We start from the raw sequence: 19,896 nt of genomic DNA, 5'->3' as shown, positions 1-19,896 counted from the left end.
GCGACGGACTACCCCGACGGTTTTGACGCCTTGAGCCGGGTTGAAATCGTCCAGAAAGCCCCTACATCCGGTGTTGGTTTGGCGCTGGAGATGTCTTTATCGGCTTGACTTGAAACCCATCCTTCGCCAACTGCATGCCGGTATTTGTGGAGGTCGTGTTTCGTGGCAGGTGATCCTTATTCAGAGCTGGGCGTGTCGCGCACCGCCAGCGCCGATGATATCCAGAAGGCGTTTCGCAAGCTGGCCAAGGAATTGCATCCCGACCGCAACCCCAATAACAAGGCGGCTGAGGATCGCTTCAAGCGCGTGTCGGCGGCGTTCGATCTGCTGAAAGACCCCGACAAGCGCAAGAAGTACGACGCGGGTCAGATGGATGCCGACGGGCGTGAGACCTATCGCAGCGGCTTCGGCGGCGGCGGAGGTTTTGGGGGCGGTTCGTCCCAGGGCTATGGCGGCGGCGCGCGCGGCTCGTTCGACGGCATCGATCTCGACGACATTTTCGACATCTTCGGATCGGGCGGCGGGCGTCGTCAGGGCTTCAATCCGGGCGGCGGTTTCGGGGCGCAGGCCCAGAAGGGCGGCGACCTGCGGCTCAAGCTCGATATCGACCTGATGGACACGATCGCCGGCAATACGCGGCGGGTGCAGCTTACCGACGGACGCACGCTCGACGTCAGCATCCCCAAGGGCGCCAGGGACGGGCAGACCCTGCGCCTCAAAGGGCAGGGTGCGCCGTCGCCCAACGGTCGCGGGCCGCACGGCGACGCGCTGGTCGAACTGGTGCTCAAGCCGCACGGCGTGTTCCGCGTCGAGGGTAACGACCTGCACATGGACCTCTATGTGTCGATCCCGGACGCGGTTCTGGGCGGCAAGGTGCAGGCCCCGACGCCCGACGGCCCGGTCAATGTCACCATCGCCAAGGGGTCCAATTCCGGGGCCATACTGCGCCTGAAAGGCCGCGGCGGCTATGACGCCAAGTCCGGCGCGCGCGGGGATCTGTTCGCCCATGTGGTTCTGGCTTTGCCGGATACGCTGGATGACGATTTCGTCGCCTATGCCGAGGATTGGCGCAAGCAGGCTCCCTATGCGCCGACCCATCCGGCGATGAAGCGTAAATAGCAGGTTTGCCCCCTCCGTCAGTCTGCTGCGCAACCTGCCACCTCCCCCGTACGCTTCGCTACAGGGGAGGAGGACATGGTGATTTTAAGCTTTCTTTAGCACCCCGTTCAGCTAAGGTTCAGGTCGGGGACCCTATAAAGTGATTATGAAACCGATCCTGACCCTTTCCGCTCTGCTGCTTGTCGGCGCGCCGTTCGCCGCCGAAGCGCGCGACCGTGCACCGTTCGGCTGGACGCAACAGCCTGAAGAGGTGCGCACCGAGAGCCGTTTGCCGGCTGAGGCGCGTCCGCGCTTCGACGAGGCCGAACGTCTGACGGTCCAGCAGCGCTACTCGATCGACGAGGCCATCAACCTTGTCGAACAGCGCACGGGCGGCCGCTATGTGTCGGGTAATCAGACCGGGCCCTCGACCTTTGTCATCAAGGTGCAGATCGGCCCAAACATCGTCACCTATCGGGTCGACCTCGCCAACCGCTCGCTGAGTAAGATGTAATGCGAATTCTGCTTGCCGAAGACGATCCCGACCTGTCGCATCAGCTCAAGGCCTCGCTTCAGGACGCCGGCTATGTCGTCGATCACGCGCCGGACGGCGAAGAAGCCCACTTTCTGGGCGATACAGAGCCCTATGACTGCGTCATCCTCGATCTGGGCCTGCCCAAGATCGACGGCGTATCGGTGCTGGAGCGCTGGCGTCGCGACGGCAAGGCGACGCCGGTGCTGATTTTGACGGCACGCGGCGCCTGGTCGGACAAGGTGTCGGGCTTTGACGCCGGGGCCGACGATTATCTGACCAAGCCGTTTCATACCGAAGAGCTTCTGGCCCGTCTGCGCGCGCTGGTCCGCCGCGCCGCCGGTCATGCCCAACCCCTGCTGGTGTGCGGCGGGGTGCGCCTCGATCCGCGTGCGGCGCGGGCGTCGGTCAATGGCGAGCCTCTGCGCCTGACCTCGCTGGAATACCGCCTGCTGCACTACATGATGTTGCATCAGAACCGCGTCATTTCGCGCACCGAACTGGTCGAGCATCTCTACGATCAGGACTTCGACCGCGACTCCAATACCATCGAAGTGTTTATGGGCCGTCTGCGCAAGAAGATCGGCAATGAACGTATCGAAACCGTGCGCGGACTGGGCTATCGCCTGAAGCCGCTGCATGATGAAGTCAGCGACATCTAGGCCCGGCGCTTGACGGCGGTCTTCACCCAGTTGAAACGCTTTTTCGCGGCGCTGATCTATGGACGCGGGTCGCTGGCGGGGCGACTTATCCGGCTGGCCGCCATCTGGTTCATCTTCGCCCTGATCATGATCTCGGCAGGCCTGACCGCCTTTTTCAACTACACCTCGGTCACCCGGTTTCAGGCGGGGATTTCGGACATTGTGCGCAACCTCTATACGCACACGGAGTTCGACGGCGAAAACCGTATCCGCATCCCTGAACTGTATATCATCCGCACCGAAGACATCTATTCCGGCCTCTACTGGCAAATCGTCGAGCTGGATGCGCAGGACCGGGTCATGGCGGTCTACAAGTCCGGGTCTCTGGCCGAGCGCGTGCTGGAAATGCCCCGGACGCTCGATAAGACCACGGGTCAGCTTCAGTATTACAACGCCACCGGCCCGCGCGATCAGCCTCTGCGGCAGGCGGCCGTCTATCTGCGTATTCAGGGGCACAACCTCCTGTTCATGGCCGCCGAGGACCGCTCGGAGGTCGATCGCAATGTGGGGCAGTTCGGCCTGATCACCGGCGGCGCGCTGATCGTGCTGGCTTTGGGCTCTCTGATCGCCATCTATTTGCAGGTGCGCATCGGCTTGAGGCCGCTGTTCGCCCTGACCGACGAACTGCATGACATCCGCAAGGGCAAGCAGACGCGGTTGCTGAAGACCTATCCGGCGGAAATCGGGCCCGTGACCGAAGAGGTGAACGGTCTGCTCGAATACGGGCAGGACGTGGTGGAGCGTCAGCGCACGCATGTCGGCAATCTGGCCCATGCGCTGAAAACGCCGCTGTCGGTGCTGCTGACCACGGCGGGAGACGATCCTGCGCCGCTGGCCGACACCGTCCGCAAACAGACGGCCCTGATGCGGGCGCAGGTCGACCACCACCTGCGCCGCGCCCGCGCCGCCGCCCGTGCGCAGAATATGGGCGAGCGCACCCCGGTCGAGCCGGTGCTGGACGAACTGGCGGTCATGCTGGAGCAGGTTTTTCGCGACAAGGACGTCACCATCGACTGGCGCGCGCCCGAAGACCTGGCCTTCCGCGGCGAGAAGCAGGATTTTCAGGAGATCGCCGGCAATCTGATGGAAAATGCCTGCATCTGGTGCCAGCGCCGGGTGCGGGTCACCGCGACGCTGAAGGACGAGGCGCACGGCATGACCCTGCTGATCGAGGACGACGGGCCCGGCATGCCGCCCGAACGGTACGAAGAAGTGCTGAAACGCGGGGCGCGGCTGGACGAATCGGCGCCGGGTTCGGGGCTGGGCCTGTCGATCGTCGATGAGTTGGTCCGCGCCTATGGCGGGCGGTTGAGTTTCGACAAATCCGCCCTCGGCGGATTGAAATGCGTTGTCATGTTACCGGCCAATTTCATCAGTTAAATCGAGTGGCTTACCGGTCAGGGAAAATTAACTACGCGAACCCATACTGACAGCGTGTTCACAACGGCGGACAGTATGGGCGTACTTTCGGAGAAACGGCTGCAACAGGTCGGCGGGCTGGTGAAAACCCTGCCCGTGGGGATTCTTCGTCAGTTGAACAGCAGCCTGAGTCTGTCGCAGGACGCGGCGCTCACCCAGGTCCGCAACCTGGTCGCACGCGAACTCGAAGCCCACACGCTCAAGGAACAGGTGTTCCGCCCCTTCGTGCCGCTATTCATGGCGCGCGACGACGGCATCGAGGGCGTGATCTTTCCCAACTGGGTGCTGAGCCGCCTGTGGCGCGTTCTGCAAACCGAGGAAAAGGCGCTGGTCGAAGAGGCGCGCGTCCTGTCGCAGGGTTTGCGCGCCGACGATCCGGTGCCGGTGCCCTTCTTCCGTCTGGTCAATGCCGGCGCCGAACTCATCCGCGCGCGACCGGAAGCCGTGCTCGCGCCCGACGCCGATGAGGACGACGCCGACGAACTTGAAGAATTCGCCGCCTATCTCGACCTGCACCGTCTGCTGCGTGAAGCGCTGGCGCGGCTGCCGGACTGGATGGGCCGCATCGACGCCGAAAAGGCCGCCGCCATTCGCCTGATGTTCAAGGACGCATCGGACAAGACCGAGGACGGCGAGGGCGGGGTGCGTTTCCTGGAGGCTATGCTGGCCAATATGGACGACGCTACTCTGGTCATGAAATTCGTGGCGACCGTGTCGGACCGGGCCAATGATCGTTTCCTGAGCGAATCCGAACTGGCCAGTTTCGGCGAGCGATTGCTCAAGGCGGCGGAAGAACGCCTGAAGGTTTTCGAAGGGCTGATGCGCCGGCGCGACGCCTCGCTGCTGGGTGAGGCCGGCGGTTGGGTGGCGCAGTGTCTGGGCATCCTCAACAGCCTGCAGCAATCGGTCGAACTGACGCGCGACGGGCCGTGGGGCAAGCGCGCCGTGGCCATCCATCAGTCGGTCAACGCTCTGGTCGAGGAGCGTCTGAAAGGCGTCGAAAAGGTCATTTCCCAGGCCCTGCCGCTGAAAACCGAACGCATCTTCGGGCGCGCCACGCGCGAAGTGCCGGACTATGCCGGACCGAAACCGGCGCAGGCCGAGACGGCCCTGCAGACCGTCGCCTTCCTGAACCAGATCCGCCCCACCGCGGCGCAGGGCGGCTACGCCAGCCTGCTGGCCAAGACGGTGCAGTCGGCCGAACTGCTGATGGATGCCTATTTCAACGTCGTGCTGGGGATTGCCGTGGCCGACGATCCCTTCGATCCCGACGCCGTCATGTCGTGCTTCGATCGCGTCATCCCGCTGATGGACGGGCTGCTCGGCGAGGCCAAGGGCAATCTGGCGCGACGACGTGTCGCGTCCGCCGACGTGTTCCGCGCGCCGAAAACTATTGCCTAAGCGATTGAAAACGGGCTTATGCCTGTGTTCCGGTTCGTAAGAACCGGTCAACCCGCCGCATCAGATATTCATGCTTCTGTTCTCGCTTGTCGCCGCCCTTCTGTGCGCCGCTCTTCTGGGGCTGGCGGCCCTGTGGCTGCGCCGCACGCCGGACAGCGCGCTGGATCAGGCGCGGGCCCGGTACGAAGCCTTCGCCGCCGATCTCGACCGCCGGGTGTCTGCGGGCCACGCCGATGCAGGGGTGGCGAAGGAAGAGAAAACCGAGGCGGCGCGGGCGTTGCTGCGCATCGAAGAAGCGGGGGAGGCGGCGCGCCTTGATCCGCGTGTCGGTTTTGTCGGGGCTATGGTCATCGCGGTGGCGGCGCTGGGGCTCTATTTCGCGGTCGGTAAGCCCGGCCAGCCCGATCAGCCCTATGAGGCGCGGCTGAAAAACTGGGTCGAGGCGCTCAATACCGCCCCCCAAACTCTGGAAGCCAAACCCGCAGCGGCGGCCATGCAGCAGATGGCGACGCAGTACGGCGACAAGCCGGGCTACTGGATGCGGTTGGGTGAGACTCTGGTCATGGCGGGCGACTATTACGAAGCGGCGGCGGCGTTTCAGCGCGTGACGAAGCTGGCGCCCGAAGCGGCGGTGGGCTGGTCCAATATGGGCGAAGCCCTGACCCTGCTGAACACGGGCGAAAGCGGTCCCGAAGCGCGGGCGGCCTTTGCCGAAGCCCTGACGCGCGATGGCGACGACCTGACGGCGCTGTACTATTCGGCGAAGATACTGACGGCGGACGGGCGTTTCGACGAGGCGAGACGCCTGTATCTGCATGTGCAATCGCAATTGGCGGCGGATGACGGGCGTCGTGCCACGGTGACGGCGGAATTGGCGGCGCTGGATCAGGCTGCACAAGCCGCGGCGACGGTGCAGTCGCAGATCGGCGGCATGGTGGCGGGGCTTGAGGCGCGGCTGGCGCAAAATCCCGAAGACCCCGACGGCTGGGCGCGTTTGTTGCGTTCGTATCGGGTGCTGAAAGATGTTGAGGGTGAGAAAAAGGTGCTGGCGTCCATCGATCGGATCTATGCTGAACGGCCTGAGATCGCGCGCGGCATCGTGCAAAAGGCCGAACGCCCGGTAGGTGCGCAATGAGGGTGGACAATCGTAGTCCTTCTCCCTTGAGGGAGAGGGTGGCGCGGATGCGCCGGGTGAGGGGGGCCGTCGGCGTTCCGAATTTCCCCCTCACCCCGGCCCTCTCCCTCAAGGGAGAGGGGGAAGATATGCCGCAATGACCTTTCTTCCCAAATCGATGAAGGCGCGACGCCGCCTGATGATCTTCCTGATCGCCGCGCCGATACTGGTGGCCGGCGTGGCGCTGGCCCTGTTCGCCATGAAGGATCAGGTCGTCTATTTCTACACGCCGGCTCAGGCCTATGAGGCGAAGGCCGAACTGCACCGCACCCTGCGCCTCGGCGGGCTGGTCAAGGCCGGCAGCGTGGTCAAGGGCGCAGGCGGCGAGGTCCGTTTCGTTGTCATGGACCAGAAGGCCGAGATGACCGTGCATTTCAAGGGCGACCTGCCCGACCTGTTCCGCGAAGGGCAGGGCGTGGTCTGCGAAGGGCAGCGCGTCTCCGACGACGTGTTCGAGGCGCGCACCGTGCTGGCCAAGCACGATGAGACCTACATGCCCAAGGAGGTCGTCAAGGCCATCAAGGAACAGGGCGAGTGGCGGCCGGAAAGCGCCGCCAAACCGGACAGCAAACCCTTCGGCGAGGCGAAATGATCGCCGAACTGGGCACCTTCTGTCTGGGGCTGGCCTTCCTGCTGTCCGTGGCGCAGGCCTTGAGCGTCGCGGGTTCGGCATGGAAGCCGTTGCGCGGGGCGGCGCGTCTGAGCGAGGGGCTGTCGCTGGCGGCGGCGGCGGCGGGCGTTCTGGCCTTTGCGGCCCTGCTCTACGCCTTTCTGACCTCTGATTTTTCCGTCTCCAACGTGGCGAAACATTCGCACACGCTGAAACCCCTGCTGTACAAGATTTCCGGCGCCTGGGGCTCTCACGAAGGCTCGATGCTTTTGTGGTGCATGGTGCTGCTCAGCTATGGCGCGCTGGTCACCCTGTTCGGGCGCGGCCTGCCCGGCGGGTTGAAACACAAGGTGCTGGGGGTGCAGGGTGTTTTGGGGGCGCTGTTCACCGGCTTCACCCTGTTTTCATCCAATCCGCTGGCCCGTCTCGACCCCGCCCCCTATGAGGGGCAGTCGCTCAATCCGATGTTGCAGGACCCTGCGCTGGCGCTACATCCGCCGCTGCTCTATCTCGGCTATGTCGGGTTTTCGGTGGTGTTTTCGTTCGCCGTGGCGGCCCTGATCGAAGGGCGGATCGGCCGCGAATGGGCCCGCTGGGTCAGGCCGTGGACACTGGTGGCGTGGGTCTTCCTGACGCTCGGCATCGCGCTGGGGTCGTTCTGGGCCTATTACGAACTGGGTTGGGGCGGCTGGTGGTTCTGGGACCCGGTCGAAAACGCCTCCTTCATGCCGTGGCTGGCGGCGACGGCCCTGCTGCATTCGGCCATCGTGCTGGAAAAGCGCGACGCGCTGAAGTCGTGGACTGTGTTTCTGGCGCTTCTGGCCTTCACCTTTTCGATGCTGGGGGCGTTCCTCGTGCGCTCCGGCGTGCTGACCAGCGTCCACGCCTTCGCCGTCGACCCTCAGCGCGGCATATTGCTGCTGGCCATCCTGTTCATCACCGCCGGGGCGGGGTTCGCGCTCTATGTGTTCCGGGCCTCGGCGCTCAGTTCCGGCGGCGTGTTTTCGCCGGTCAGCCGGGAATCGACCCTGGTGCTCAACAACATGCTGGTCTTCGTGGCCCTGTCGACCGTCTGTCTGGGGACCCTCTATCCGCTGCTGATGGAGGCCATGACGGGCAAGACCATCTCCGTCGGCACGCCCTATTATAATCTGAGTTTCGTGCCGGCCATGGGCGTGGCCATGCTTATCCTGCCGTTGGCGAGTTTGATGGCGTGGAAGCGCGGCGATCTGAAAAGCGCCGGTAAGCGGCTCCTGCTGGCGGCGGGCATAAGTGTCCTTCTGGCCGTGCTGGGCGCGGTGCTGCTGGGCAGCGGCGAGGCGAAAAAGGCCCTGTCTCTGGGGATCGGTTTTCTCTTGGGCGGCTGGGTCATTCTGGGGTCGTGGCAGGTGTGGCAGGACCGCACGCAACTGCTGAAAGTACCTTTTGCCGAAAGCCTGCGCCGCTTCCGTGGCCTGCCTCTGGCGACGCACGGCATGGTGCTGGCGCACATCGGGCTCGGCCTGTTCGTCTTCGGGGCGGTGGTCGAGACGCAGGCCAAGCTGAGCACGGTCGATCATCTCCAGGTCGGGGCCAAGCTCGATGTCGGAGCCTATGAGGTGCGCCTCAACAGCATCGAGCGCGTGCCGGGGCCGAATTACGAGGCGCAGCGCGGCGTGCTGAGCGTGCGCAAGGGCGGCAAGGCCGTGTGTCAGGCCGCGCCGGAGCGGCGTTTCTATCCCGCTTCATCGACCCTGACGACCGAGGTGGCCCTGTGTTTTCAGCCGCTGGACGATCTCTACTTCCTGCTGGGTGAGCCGTCGGAAAGCGGCTGGCAGGTGCGGGCGCTGTATAATCCGTGGGCGCGGCTGATCTTCTTCGGGCCGTTGTTGATGGCCGTGGGAGGCGTGCTGTCGCTGAGCGATCGGCGGTTGCGCTTGGGCGTCGCGGCAAAGGGGAGGAAGGGATGAGGGATCAAAAGTTTAACCCCCTCTCCCTTGAGGGAGAGGGTCGGGGTGAGGGGGGAGTGTCAAGCGTAAACGTCCCCCTCACCCGGCGCTTTGCGCCACCCTCTCCCTCAAGGGAGAGGGGATGGATAGCCCTCCTCACCGCCCTCTTCGCCCTGACCCAGATCGCGGCGGCGATGCTGCCCGGTGAGGCCCTGTCCGACAAAACGCAGGACGATCGCGCCCGCGCCCTTTACGGCGAAGTGCGTTGCGTCGTCTGTCAGAACGAATCCATCGCCGACTCCTCGGCCGACATCGCCGCCGATATGCGCCGGGATATCCGCGCTCATATCACCGAAGGCAAGAGCGACCGCGAAATCCGCGACATTCTGCGCGCCCGTTATGGCGACTACGTACTGTTCCGTCCGCGCTTCGCGCTGTCGACGGCCTTGTTATGGGGCTTGCCGCTGGGGGTGCTGATCGGCGGCGGCGCGATCTTCGTCCTGATGAACCGGCGCAAGGGCCCGGAGCCTGAAACCGATGCCCTGAGCCCCGAAGAACAGGCCCGGCTCGACGCGCTTTTGAACCGTGACCAATAAGGGCACAGATCAGCCACGATTTTGCCGCACCGCTGGGGTTGCATGGATTAAAAGATGGTAAGCCCGCGTGAAAACACTGGCTTGCGGTCTTAAAATGCCTATGTTGACCGTAACAGCGTATATTCAGGACGAAGACCCATGGGGAACGTGCTTACCACGGTAAAGAAGAATAAGGGCCTGGTCGCCGGCGTGGCCGGTGGCCTGATGCTCGGCGCGGCGGTGGCCGGCGCGGCTGTCTCCGGGCTGGGGGGCTATGACGGCTCGACCCTGCTCAAGACGGCGGCGGTGACCCCGGTAAAGCCCCCCGCGGGCGCGCCCATGTCCTTTGCCGACATCATCGACCGCGTGTCGCCGGCCGTCGTCTCGATCGAGACGAAGGGCAAGGTGAAGGTGCCCGGCGGGCTGATCATCCCCGGCTTCGAGCCGCCGTCGCAGGGCGAGGGCGAAGGCAACGAGCAGGAAGTGCGCGGGGCCGGTTCGGGCTTCTTCATCACCGCCGACGGTTATGTGGTGACCAACAACCACGTCATCGAAGGCGCGGATGAAATCACCGTCGTCCTGACCAACGAAAGCAAGCTCAAGGCCACTGTCATCGGCCGCGACCCGGCGACCGATCTGGCCGTGCTCAAGGTGGAAGGCAAGAACTTTCCCTATGTGCAGTTCGAAACCGATCAGCGTCCGCGCGTCGGCGACTGGGTCATCGCGGTCGGCAACCCGTTCGGCCTGTCCGGCACGGCGACGGCGGGTATCGTCTCTGCCTTCGGGCGTCCGGACGGCGCGCAGGGCTATGTCGACTACATGCAGATCGACGCGGCTATCAACCGCGGTAATTCGGGCGGCCCGACCTTCGACCTCAACGGTCGCGTGATCGGCGTCAACTCGGCCATCATCACGCCGTCGGGCGGCAATGCCGGTGTCGGCTTCGCCATTCCGGCGGATACGGCTTCGGCCATCGCGCGCAAGCTGATGTCCGGCGGTAAGGTCGAGCGCGGCTATATCGGCGTCTCCATCCTGCCGGTCACCGATGATGTGGCCGAAAGCCTGAGCCTGCCGGACAAGGACGGCGCCTATATTGCCGACGTCAACCGTGGCGGCCCGGCGGAAAAGGGTGGCGTGCAGGTCGGCGACATCGTCAAGAAGGTCAATGGCAAGGTCGTCAAGCTCAATACAGACCTGACCCGCAACGTGGCCGACGTCCGTCCGGGCGAAAAGGTCGAGGTCGAGGTGTTCCGCAACGGCAAGCTGGTCAAGCTGACCATCGTCGCGGCCCTGCGTCCGGGTGAAGACGAACTGAACAAGGTGCTCAACGGCGGTGGCGGCAGCACGGCGACCCCGGATGCCGGCGCGCCGGTGCTGGGCCTGAGCGTCAAGCCGATCGATCCGGCTCTGCGTAAAAACTACGGCATCGAAGCCGAAGTTACCGGTCTGGTGGTCACCGCCATTGAGCCGACTTCGGATGCGGCCAAGAAGGGTCTGAAGGCCGGCGACGTCATCGTCCGCGCCAACAACCTGCCCGTCGCCAACCGCGCCGAGTTCGACAAGATCGTGGCGGATATGAAGGCGGCCAACCGTCCGTCGATCCTGCTGCTGGTCAACCGTAGCGGCCGCAACGTGCCGCTGCCTCTGAGCCTGAAATAAGGCAGGTAGCAAAGCCATAAGTCAAAACCCCGGTCCGCAAGGGCCGGGGTTTTTGTTTGGTTTTATTCTTTGTTCTGCATGTGGAAGGCCAGCCGTTCGACCGGTTCGCGGATCAGGTCGCATAAGGCCGGATTGGCGACGGTTTCGTCCAGAGCGCGGTTGAAGCACAGCAGCCATTCGTCACGTTCCTGAGGGCCGATCTCTGCGCCGAAATGCCGGGAACGCAGGCGCGGGTGGCCGTGCTTTTCGACATAGACCGGCGGTCCACCCAGATAGCCGGTCAGGTAGTCGTAGAACTTGGCTTCGCTGCCCGAAAGGTCGTCGGGATGGATGGCCCGGCAGCGCGCGGCTTCGGGCAGGGTGTCCATCAGATGATAGAAACGGCGGCACAAGGCCGCGACGCCTTTTGCGCTTCCGATGGCCTGATAGAGGGTCATATCCATGCGGGGGTATTAGGGCTCTGCACCATGCGCGACAATCCCCTTTCTCCTCCCTATGCCAAAGGCATGGGGAGATGGTGCGCCGAAGGCGCGACGGAGGGGGATAACTCAGGCGAAGCTAAGAGCATCGTGCCTTGAGAGTTCGCTTTTATAACCAAGACAAATCAGGGGCATTGTCCGAGCCATCCCCCTCCGTTATTTCGCGCTGACGCTCAAAATGCCACCTTCCCATCGCTAACGCGACAGGGAGGAGGGAGCGTGCTTTCACCCTTTACTTCGCGAACGTCTCCGCCGCCAGCGGGTTGCGGTCCCACACCTTGCCGTCGGCCAGAGAGCGCAGTAGCTTGACATATTCCGCGTGGGTCCAGGCCAGGGGTGTGGCAGAGTTGGTGCCTTCGCCGGTCTCGTAGCCCGTCGGTTTGACGCCGACGCCGTCCCACACCTGTTCGGGCAGCATCAGCCCTTCGTTAGCGAACAGTTCCATGGCGCGCACATAGGTCGCCCGGATGCGCGTCTTGTCCGTATCGGTCACGCCGCCGGTTTTCAGCGCCGCGCGCGCCAGTTCGTAATGTCCGCGTTCGCCGGTGAAGAAGGGCCATACGCGCCCGCGCTGACCGGGGGTCGAGCCGCCCAGCACGCCGTAATTGGCGCCGGTCGTCTCGTCTTCGCCATAGCCGTCATTGCCGTAGCGGCGGAAGCCGGGGAAGCTGCCTTCGACGCCCTTGAAGCGGAAGGTGTATTTGACGCGCAGGTTCTGCGGCAGGGTTTCGTCGTCAATGAAACGCAGCGAATCGACGATCTTCGGGTCGTCGGCGCGGCGCACGCCATAGCGCACCAGTTCCAGGAAACCGGCATCGAGAATCAGGTCGCCGCGCAGGCCCTTGCGGCCATTGCGCTCGTCCTGCACGCCCGGATTATTGGCGTCTTCGGAGCGCGACAGACGCATATAGTAGGTGTCTTTTCCGCCCTTGAGGGTCCCGGCGGTGGTCACCATGCGCGCCTCGATCTTCGCCGAAATATCAGCCGCGCTGGCCTTCAGTTCGCTGGCCATCTGCGCGTCGCCCGACCGGGCGGCGATATCCGAAGCGGCGGTCAGGCCGGCGACGATGGCGGCGGTGGTCGAGGGCGAAAAACCTTCCTGTTCCTCCCAGCGTTCCTGCTGGGTGTAGGGCGGGGTGATCTTGCTGTTGTTCCAGCCGATCTTCGTCGTGCCGCCGTCCTTGAGGAACTTCGCTGCCGGTTTCAGCATCGTGGCCCACGACGCCTTGAGGTCGCCGTCGCTCATCATGCCCAGATGGTTGAGGTTCCAGCCGAGCATGATCGGCATGGCCGTCTGATCGAGTTGCACCCCTACCCATTCCGGCGTGCCATCGACATGGGCCTTTTGCAGGAACCAGCCGCCGTCGCCGCTATTGCCCGGCGTGTTCGGCCCGACCTGCACCTTGGGCAGGTAGTGATAGGCGGCCAGCGGCGTCTGTTTGTCGCCCAGCGCCGCCAGCGCCATGGCCACCTGATAGAAGTCGCGCGGCCACACGGCCTTATAGCCCGTCGCCGACTGTTTGGCGAAGACCGTTTCGCCCCACGGGTTCGACAAAGACGCGATCAGCGCACCGGCATAGGTGCGGTCTTCCTGCACCTTGAGCATCAGGGCAGAGGCGTAGAGCAGCTTGCCATTGTCGGTCGATTGGGCCGTCAGACGCGGCAACGCGCTCAGCGAGGCCAGATAGTCTTCCCAGCCGACCGCCTTGCCCTGACCGTTATAGCGCGCCAGCACGGTGGCGTAGCCGGTCTTCAGCGTCGCGGCGGCTTCGCGGTCGGCGGCGGCGACGTCCTTGCCGAAGCCGAGCGCCAGATCGAAGGTCGCGGACTTGGTTACCGGCTTGAAGGCGGCGACGGCGCGGATATTGCCCTTTTCGCCGACGGTGGCGTTGAGCGCGCCCAGCTTGCCGTCTTTCAGCAGTCCGACCAGCGCGTCCTTGCCCGTAAAGCCGATGCTGGCGGCCTCATAGGGGACGGAGGCGCGCAGTGACAGGGCGTGCGGGCCGTCGAAGGCGCGCAGCGCGGTGTTCGAGGCATCGCCCTGATCGTCGCCGGAGGTGTTGTTGACCGAGGGATCCAGCACGACATAGGGCGTCACCGTACCTTTCAACGCCTTGACCGTGACGCGCAGCATCAGGGTCTGACGGTCCGGATCGGTGAAGACGTCCTTGATGACCACGAAGCGGCCCTGCTTGTCGGTATTGGTCAGGCGGTAGGCGGGCGACAGCGGGCGTCCGGCCTTGTCCTTATGCAGATAATCGATGTGCGAGACCGTGTCGGCGGCTTCGGTCGCCACCCAGCCATCGCCCGTAATCACAAGCGACAGATCGCGGATCTGGGCTTCGTGGATCAGGCCGTACATGGTCTCCGACACCACGCCGTTGGCCAGAGAGAACCATACCTTCGACACCGTGCCGGTCGTGGCCGAGTCGCTGTACTGCAAGCTCTTATAGGCCTCATAGGACGCGCCGATGCCCTGTTTGGTGGCGGCTGCCCAGGGCGAGGCCTCGGCCGGGCCGTCGGTGGCGTCGGTCGAGACGATCTGATTGGGGGTGTGGGCGGTATTGCTTTCCTGAGCGTAGGCGGTGCTGGCGGCCATGAGGGCGCACAGGCTGGCGGACGCGATGAGGCGCTTGGACATGAGGATACTCCCTGAACGCGCACCCCTCGCTGCATGAGGATACCTCTGCCGGAGGTGCGTTTTTTACAATCTTTCCCCATTCGTACAGCGCCGCAGTCCCTTGTGAAACCCGCCGTTGATGTGAATACGTATTCAGATCGGACAAGTGCGCACAACGCTCCTCTTTGCGGGTGAGGGATAAGCTATAGCGCCCGCTTACGGATCGTTCTAAGTTTCGTTAAAAGCAGGGCGGGGGATCGTGAACGACTTTCATCTCAATAGCATCGATGCAGGCGTGGCGGCGGCCTATGTGCTGGGGCTGGTGGGGCTGGCGCTTGTTTCGCGTTTGAAGATCACCACGCTGAAGCAGCAATTCCTTGCCGCCGGGCAGGCGCGCTGGCCCGTGGTCGGCTTTACCCTCTATGCCGCGACCCTCTCGTCCTCGGCCCTGATCGGTGTGCCGGGTTCGGCTTACGCCCACGGTATCAGCGTCTATAATTACGATTGGGTGGCGGTGCTGGTCCTGACGCTATTCTGCGCCGTGGTGCTGCCGACCTACCTGTCGTCGGGCGTGTTCACCGTCCCGGAATTTCTCGAAAAGCGCTATGGCCGGTTCGCCCGCACCTATGTGTCGGGCCTGTCGATCGCCCTGATGACCTTCGTCGATACAGCGGGGCTGCTGTTCGCCGGCAGCCTGTTGTTCCGTCTGCTGTTTCCGGCCCTGAGCCTGTTCGAAGTCGGGTCGCTTTTGTCGTTGTGCGCCGGGCTGTTCCTCGTCGCCGGAGGGCTGCGGGCCGTGCTGATCACCGACACGGTGCAGGCCGTCTTTCTCATCGCCGTCTGCGCGGTGTTGAGCGTGCTGGCGCTCAATGCGGCTGGCGGTTGGGACGCGTTGTCAGCATATGGGGCCGCCCACGGCGACGCCCTGCGGCTCAAGCTGGTGCGTCCGGCGTCGGACGAAGTGCTGCCGTGGACGGGGCTGGTCACTGGCCTGCCGCTGATCGGCTTCTATTTCTGGTGCACCAATCAGTACATGGTGCAGAAGGTGCTTGCGGCGAAATCGCTCGATCATGGCCGCTGGGGCAGTCTTTTCGCCGGTGCGCTCAAGCTGACGACGTTGGGCCTGCTGGTCGTGCCGGGCCTGTGCGCGCCGCTGCTGTTCCCAGCGCTGGAGGCCCCGGATCAGACCTTTTTCGCGCTGGTGTTCAGGCTGCTGCCGACCGGGGTGGTCGGTCTGGTGGCGGGCGTGTTTCTGGTGACCATCCTGTCGTCCCTGGCCTCCAACTATAATGCCGCAGCGACCCTGGTGACGCTCGATTTTCTCAAGGTCCACCGGCCGCAGACCAGCGAGGCGCGGTTGCTGCTGGCCGGGCGTCTGGCTATATTCGCGGTCGTCGTCCTGTCGGTCCTGTGGCTGCCGGTTATCGGCGCCATTCAGGATACGCTGTGGAACTACCTTCAGGCCATGCTGGCCTATTTCGTGCCGCCGGTGGCGACGCTGTTCCTGATGGGGCTGTTCTGGAAACGTGCCAATGCTTTCGGGGCCGGGTGCTCCCTGATCCTCGGCACTTCGCTGAGCCTCGGCCTGTTCGTCGGAGTGGAGATTCTCGACGCCATCCCCCTGCATTTTCTGGTCGCAGCCTTCGTCATCTTCGTGGCCAGCGGCTCAGCCCTGATCGTGGGGAGCCTGATGCGTCCGGCGCCGGAGGCTTCGGTGACGGCGCTGGTCTTCACCCGCACGGTGTGGGACCGCGAAACCGAAGCGCTGAAAGGCGTGAAATGGTATAAAAATTACCGATGGCTGTCGGTAGGGCTGCTGCTATTTACGGCGGTTCTGGTCGCGCCGCTACTCTGATTCATACCTCCCTGGCTACGCCGGGGAGGGGGACCGCACGAGCCGATAGGCGAGATGTGGTGGTGGGGTTTCTTACTGCACTTCAACAGACCTAGCAGGCGGACTTATCGCAAGATACCCCACCACCATCTGCACTACGCTTGATGGTGCCCCTCCCCATCAAGATGGTGGGTATGATTTGCGTCACTAATTTCAGTCGTTACTTTTCATCGCTTGTCCGCAAACCCTATCAGCCTATGCTCCGCTTCCGATTTTCGTGAGGCCCCGCCATGTCCAAAATTCCCTTCTGGTTGCGCGTTCTGGTCGCGTTTGCGCTGGGCACCGGCGTGGGCGTGGTTTTTGGCGAGCAGTCCGTGCCGTGGGTCGAGCCGATCGGCGACCTGTTCGTCAATCTGATCAAGATGCTGGTCGTGCCGCTGGTCTTCTTCACCATCGCGGCGTCGATTTCCCGGCTGGGTGAGGGGGCTCTGGAGGGCGGTGGGGCGCGCGCCGTGCGTCTGGGCGTCGTGACCATCGTCTGGTTCATCATCACCGCCGGTCTGGCCGTGGCGCTGGGCTTCGCCATCGGCCACCTGATCGAGCCGGGTCGGGGCCTGAGCGGCCTGCCTCTGGCCGACGTCAAGCCCAAGGTCATTCCGCCGGTTCAGGACGTGCTCATCGGCATCGCGCCGACCAATATTTTCAAGGCCTTCGCCGAAGGTCAGGTGCTGAGCGTGGTCTTTGTCGCCCTGTTCGTCGGCGCGGGCCTGAGCGCGCTCGGCGACCGCATCGCCGACCTCAAGCGCATCGTGGGGCAGGGCAGCCAGTTGATGTTTCGCCTGACGCGCTGGGTGATCCAGTTGACGCCGATCGGCGTGTTCGGCCTGATCGCTTCGGTCGTTGGCTCCTACGGTCTGGAGAGCCTGACGCCGCTGCTGAGCTTCATCGGAGCCATCTATCTGGCCTGCCTGATCCACGTCTTCGTCGTCTATCCGATCCTGCTCAAGCTGCACGGCCTCAAGGTCGTGGCCTTCTACAAGGGTGTGTTCGAAGCGCAGCAAACGGCGTTTTTCACCTGCTCGTCGCTGGGCACGCTGCCGGTGTCGCTGAATGCGGCCATCGAGAAGCTGAAGCTCAATCCGGCCTATGCGGGCTTTGCCGTGCCGCTGGGGGCGAATATGAAGATGGACGGCTGCGGGGCCATCTATCCGGCCATTGCCTCGATCTTCGTCGCCAACTATTTCGGCATTACGCTGACGCCCAGCCACTACGTCATCATCGCCCTGACGGCCATGCTGGGGTCGCTGGCGACGGCCGGCGTGCCGGGCGTGGCGACGGTCATGCTGACCCTGACTCTGTCGACGGCAGGGCTGCCGCTGGAAGGGATTGCGCTGCTGGCGGCCATCGACCGCATCATCGACATGGTGCGTACCGCGACCAATGTGACGGGGCAGATCCTGATCCCGACTCTGGTCGCGCGGGAGAACGGCCTGCTGGAGCCGACCTCGCCATTGGCTCCGGCGAAGAGCCTGCATTCGCAAGGCGAGGGGATATAGCCCCCTCTCCCTTAAGGGAGAGGGTTGGGGTGAGGGGGCTGCTGGGTATGAGAGTGCTCTAACTCTCCCGAAGATATACTGAACCGTTTCCCCCCTCACCCTGCGCTTCGCGCGTCCCTCTCCCTTGAGGGAGAGGGTAGGTTATCCCCTCGGTTCGAGGTATTGCGTCTGCATGGAGCGTTGTGTGTCTTCGAGGGCCATGCGGATGAGGGATTCCATGCACCATCGGGCGGCGCCGGCGTCCTGGCGCTTGATGGCGTCGAAGACCCGCCGGTGGTCAGGCACCGGGTCGCGCGTCAGGGCCTGATGGCGCTGCTTGAAGCGCGTCGACCAGGCGACCGCGGCACCGATCGAGTGGCTCAGCGATGCCAGCGCCTCGTTGTGCGTGGCGTGCATCAGCGCGTCGTGGAAGTCGAGATCGGCTTTTCGCCCGGCTTCGGTCGCCAGCGTCTCGGACTGCATGAGGTCGAGCGCCTTGTCCATGATGCGCAGGTGATCCTCCGTCCGGCGCAGGGCCGCCAGTTCCGCCGCCGCCGGCTCGGTGATCAGGCGCAACTCGAACAGGCCCTTGATGAAGTCTTCCGACGGCTCGGTCTCGAACATCCAGCCCAGAACCTCCGGATCGAGCACGTTCCAGCGGCGGCGCGCGGTGACGCGCGTGCCGGCCTTGGGGCGGCTCTCGACCATGCCCTTGGCCGCCAGAATGCGGATGGCCTCGCGATAGGCCGAGCGCGAGATATCGAGCGTCGAGGACGAGTCGATCTCGTTGGGCAGGACCTCGCCGGGCTTGTAGACGCCCCTGAGGATGTCGACGCCCAGACGATGGGCCAGCGCCCCGTGCAGGCGGCCCTGAAAATGCACACCGTAAGCGGCGGCTTCGCCACGCGCGGTATGGGAACGGTCGAGCGGTGCGGGGCTGGGGCGGTTTACGGTCATTCAGGTCCCTGTCGTTTATTCCCTCTCCCTTGAGGGAGAGGGTCGGGCCGCATTGCGGACCGGGGTGAGGGGGGCAAAGGTGGGAAAATGTCCTACCTCCGCGCAGTAGCAGAAACGGTGTTGCGCACGCCCCTCATCGAAGAATGGCTGGCCGATCTGCCCCCTCACCCGCCGCTGACGCGGCACCCTCTCCCTCAAGGGAGAGGGGAAAGTTTGAGAATCTCCCGGTGATCATAAACACGATTTGACAAACGGCAAAGTCGAGCCTAATTCGTCACGAAGAATTGTCTGAGTTTTAAGAGCAATTATCCTCCGAGGAGCGACCCATGACCCTTCGCCTGATCCAGTTTGTCGATGCCCACGGGGCGCGCGGCGTGGCCGCCGGAGAGGATGACGGCTCGGCCAGGGTCATTCTGGGTGTGACCTCGACCTACGAACTGGCGCGGGCCGCCATTGCCGCCAAGCGCTCGATCGTCGATCAGGTCAGGGAACAGGGTCTGGGCGAAGCGGTGGACATCAGGCTGGCGCTTTCGGAAGGCCGCGTGCTGGCCCCGATCGACCATCCGGACGCGGCGCACCTGCACCTGACGGGTACGGGCCTGACGCACCTCGGTTCGGCCGAGGGCCGCGACAAGATGCACGCCAAGGCCAAAGACGCTGGCGGCGAGGAGAACCTGACCGACTCGATGCGCATGTTCCTGATGGGCGTGAAGAACGGCAAGCCGGCGTCGGGCACGGCGGGGGCGCAGCCGGAATGGTTTTACAAGGGCAATGGCCACGCGCTGGTCGGTCCGGGCGCCGAACTGGTGTCGCCGGGCTTTGCCGAGGACGGCGGCGAGGAGCCGGAAATGGCCGGCATCTACGTCATCGGCGACGACGGTCAGCCGTACCGTATCGGCTTTGCGCTGGCCAACGAGTTCTCGGACCACGTGACCGAGAAGCAGAACTATCTGTGGCTGGCGCACTCCAAGCTGCGTCCGGCCAGCCTGGGGGTGGAGATCCTGACCGGCGACCTGCCGCGCCATGTCGAGGGCACGTCGAAGATCGTGCGCGGCAACGAGGTCATCTGGGAAAAGCCGTTCATCTCGGGCGAGGACAATATGTCCCACACGTTCGAGAACCTTGAGCACCACCACTTCAAGTACGCCCTGTTCCGGGTGCCGGGCGATGTGCACGTGCACTGCTTCGGCACGGCGACGGCGAGCTTTGCCGACGGCGTGAAGACGCAGGCCGGCGACGTGTTCGAGATCGACGCCCGCCCCTTCGTCCACGCGCTGCGCAATCCGTTGAAAACCACCGAACCCGTCCCACACACCGCCAAAGTCGTCAGGCTTTAAGGCTGTAACTCAATCATACCTCCCCACCAAAGGTGGG

The 19,896-nt window shown here is 64.1% G+C and carries 16 protein-coding genes; 13 read left to right on the top strand and 3 right to left on the bottom strand.

From position 1 onward, the window contains the following. The first annotated feature begins 162 nt into the window (after positions 1-162). The 10 genes from LH365_RS12365 (at position 163) to LH365_RS12320 (ending at position 11,097) form a co-directional block, all read left to right on the top strand. On the top strand, positions 163-1,119 hold the full coding sequence (locus LH365_RS12365; protein ID WP_226743940.1) for a DnaJ C-terminal domain-containing protein: 957 nt from the start codon (positions 163-165) through the stop codon (positions 1,117-1,119). A gap of 145 nt (positions 1,120-1,264) precedes the next feature. Continuing rightward, on the top strand, positions 1,265-1,612 hold the full coding sequence (locus LH365_RS12360; RefSeq protein WP_226743939.1) for a hypothetical protein: 348 nt from the start codon (positions 1,265-1,267) through the stop codon (positions 1,610-1,612). Continuing rightward, complete coding sequence (locus tag LH365_RS12355; protein WP_226743938.1) at positions 1,612-2,292, top strand: response regulator transcription factor; 681 nt, start codon at positions 1,612-1,614, stop codon at positions 2,290-2,292. The genes LH365_RS12360 and LH365_RS12355 overlap by 1 nt, the downstream gene beginning before the upstream one ends. 9 nt (positions 2,293-2,301) lie before the next feature. Then, entirely contained in the window at positions 2,302-3,711 is a 1,410-nt protein-coding gene (locus LH365_RS12350) for an ATP-binding protein (RefSeq protein WP_226743937.1), read from the top strand. A gap of 75 nt (positions 3,712-3,786) precedes the next feature. Beyond that, the gene (locus LH365_RS12345) at positions 3,787-5,151 is read left to right on the top strand and encodes a hypothetical protein (RefSeq protein WP_226743936.1); all 1,365 of its coding nucleotides are present in this window, start codon (positions 3,787-3,789) and stop codon (positions 5,149-5,151) included. A 70-nt stretch (positions 5,152-5,221) separates the two neighbouring features. After that, positions 5,222-6,286 carry a tetratricopeptide repeat protein gene (locus LH365_RS12340; protein WP_226743935.1) on the top strand — a complete coding sequence of 355 codons (1,065 nt, stop codon included), beginning with the start codon at positions 5,222-5,224 and terminating at the stop codon, positions 6,284-6,286. Positions 6,287-6,422: 136 nt separating this feature from the next. Further along, positions 6,423-6,917 (top strand): cytochrome c maturation protein CcmE, encoded by a 495-nt coding sequence (ccmE, locus tag LH365_RS12335; protein WP_226743934.1) that lies wholly within the window; start codon positions 6,423-6,425, stop codon positions 6,915-6,917. Continuing rightward, positions 6,914-8,884: a heme lyase CcmF/NrfE family subunit gene (locus LH365_RS12330; protein ID WP_226743933.1), complete on the top strand. Its 1,971-nt coding sequence runs from the start codon at positions 6,914-6,916 to the stop codon at positions 8,882-8,884. The genes ccmE and LH365_RS12330 overlap by 4 nt, the downstream gene beginning before the upstream one ends. A gap of 173 nt (positions 8,885-9,057) precedes the next feature. Further along, entirely contained in the window at positions 9,058-9,459 is a 402-nt protein-coding gene (locus LH365_RS12325; RefSeq protein WP_255606622.1) for a cytochrome c-type biogenesis protein, read from the top strand. A 138-nt stretch (positions 9,460-9,597) separates the two neighbouring features. Beyond that, on the top strand, positions 9,598-11,097 hold the full coding sequence (locus LH365_RS12320; RefSeq protein ID WP_226743931.1) for a Do family serine endopeptidase: 1,500 nt from the start codon (positions 9,598-9,600) through the stop codon (positions 11,095-11,097). 62 nt (positions 11,098-11,159) lie between these two features. Here the strand turns inward: LH365_RS12320 and LH365_RS12315 are convergent, their stop codons facing one another. Next, positions 11,160-11,540 (bottom strand): group II truncated hemoglobin, encoded by a 381-nt coding sequence (locus LH365_RS12315; RefSeq protein ID WP_226743930.1) that lies wholly within the window; start codon positions 11,538-11,540, stop codon positions 11,160-11,162. A 268-nt stretch (positions 11,541-11,808) separates the two neighbouring features. Continuing rightward, positions 11,809-14,217 carry a glucan 1,4-alpha-glucosidase gene (locus LH365_RS12310; RefSeq protein WP_226743929.1) on the bottom strand — a complete coding sequence of 803 codons (2,409 nt, stop codon included), beginning with the start codon at positions 14,215-14,217 and terminating at the stop codon, positions 11,809-11,811. A gap of 238 nt (positions 14,218-14,455) precedes the next feature. Here LH365_RS12310 and LH365_RS12305 point away from each other — a divergent pair, with 238 nt between their 5' ends. Next, entirely contained in the window at positions 14,456-16,051 is a 1,596-nt protein-coding gene (locus LH365_RS12305; protein WP_226743928.1) for a sodium:solute symporter, read from the top strand. Between the two features lie 269 nt (positions 16,052-16,320). Next, on the top strand, positions 16,321-17,586 hold the full coding sequence (locus LH365_RS12300) for a dicarboxylate/amino acid:cation symporter (RefSeq protein ID WP_226743927.1): 1,266 nt from the start codon (positions 16,321-16,323) through the stop codon (positions 17,584-17,586). 141 nt (positions 17,587-17,727) lie between these two features. On the opposite strand, the gene LH365_RS12295 is transcribed toward LH365_RS12300, so the two are convergent. Next, complete coding sequence (locus LH365_RS12295) at positions 17,728-18,522, bottom strand: FadR/GntR family transcriptional regulator (protein ID WP_226743926.1); 795 nt, start codon at positions 18,520-18,522, stop codon at positions 17,728-17,730. Between the two features lie 326 nt (positions 18,523-18,848). On the opposite strand from LH365_RS12295, the gene araD1 reads away from it, so the two are divergent. Next, positions 18,849-19,859, top strand: a complete 1,011-nt coding sequence (gene araD1 / locus LH365_RS12290) for an AraD1 family protein (RefSeq protein ID WP_226743925.1) — start codon at positions 18,849-18,851, stop codon at positions 19,857-19,859. Positions 19,860-19,896: the final 37 nt, after the last annotated feature.

Origin of the sequence: Asticcacaulis sp. AND118, from assembly GCF_020535245.1 — a bacterium.
Lineage (GTDB): Bacteria > Pseudomonadota > Alphaproteobacteria > Caulobacterales > Caulobacteraceae > Asticcacaulis.
This window is presented reverse-complemented; position numbering and strand designations above follow the sequence as displayed.

Bases quoted from the DNA above. Each gene is read 5' to 3' on its own strand.
- LH365_RS12360 (WP_226743939.1), top strand. From the start codon at position 1,265: ATGAAACCGATCCTGACCCTTTCCGCTCTGCTGCTTGTCGGCGCGCCG.
- LH365_RS12355 (WP_226743938.1), top strand. From the start codon at position 1,612: ATGCGAATTCTGCTTGCCGAAGACGATCCCGACCTGTCGCATCAGCTC.
- LH365_RS12345 (WP_226743936.1), top strand. From the start codon at position 3,787: ATGGGCGTACTTTCGGAGAAACGGCTGCAACAGGTCGGCGGGCTGGTG.
- LH365_RS12340 (WP_226743935.1), top strand. From the start codon at position 5,222: ATGCTTCTGTTCTCGCTTGTCGCCGCCCTTCTGTGCGCCGCTCTTCTG.
- ccmE (WP_226743934.1), top strand. From the start codon at position 6,423: ATGACCTTTCTTCCCAAATCGATGAAGGCGCGACGCCGCCTGATGATC.
- LH365_RS12330 (WP_226743933.1), top strand. From the start codon at position 6,914: ATGATCGCCGAACTGGGCACCTTCTGTCTGGGGCTGGCCTTCCTGCTG.
- LH365_RS12325 (WP_255606622.1), top strand. From the start codon at position 9,058: ATGCTGCCCGGTGAGGCCCTGTCCGACAAAACGCAGGACGATCGCGCC.
- LH365_RS12320 (WP_226743931.1), top strand. From the start codon at position 9,598: ATGGGGAACGTGCTTACCACGGTAAAGAAGAATAAGGGCCTGGTCGCC.
- LH365_RS12315 (WP_226743930.1), bottom strand. From the start codon at position 11,540: ATGGATATGACCCTCTATCAGGCCATCGGAAGCGCAAAAGGCGTCGCG.
- LH365_RS12310 (WP_226743929.1), bottom strand. From the start codon at position 14,217: ATGTCCAAGCGCCTCATCGCGTCCGCCAGCCTGTGCGCCCTCATGGCC.
- LH365_RS12300 (WP_226743927.1), top strand. From the start codon at position 16,321: ATGTCCAAAATTCCCTTCTGGTTGCGCGTTCTGGTCGCGTTTGCGCTG.
- LH365_RS12295 (WP_226743926.1), bottom strand. From the start codon at position 18,522: ATGACCGTAAACCGCCCCAGCCCCGCACCGCTCGACCGTTCCCATACC.
- araD1 (WP_226743925.1), top strand. From the start codon at position 18,849: ATGACCCTTCGCCTGATCCAGTTTGTCGATGCCCACGGGGCGCGCGGC.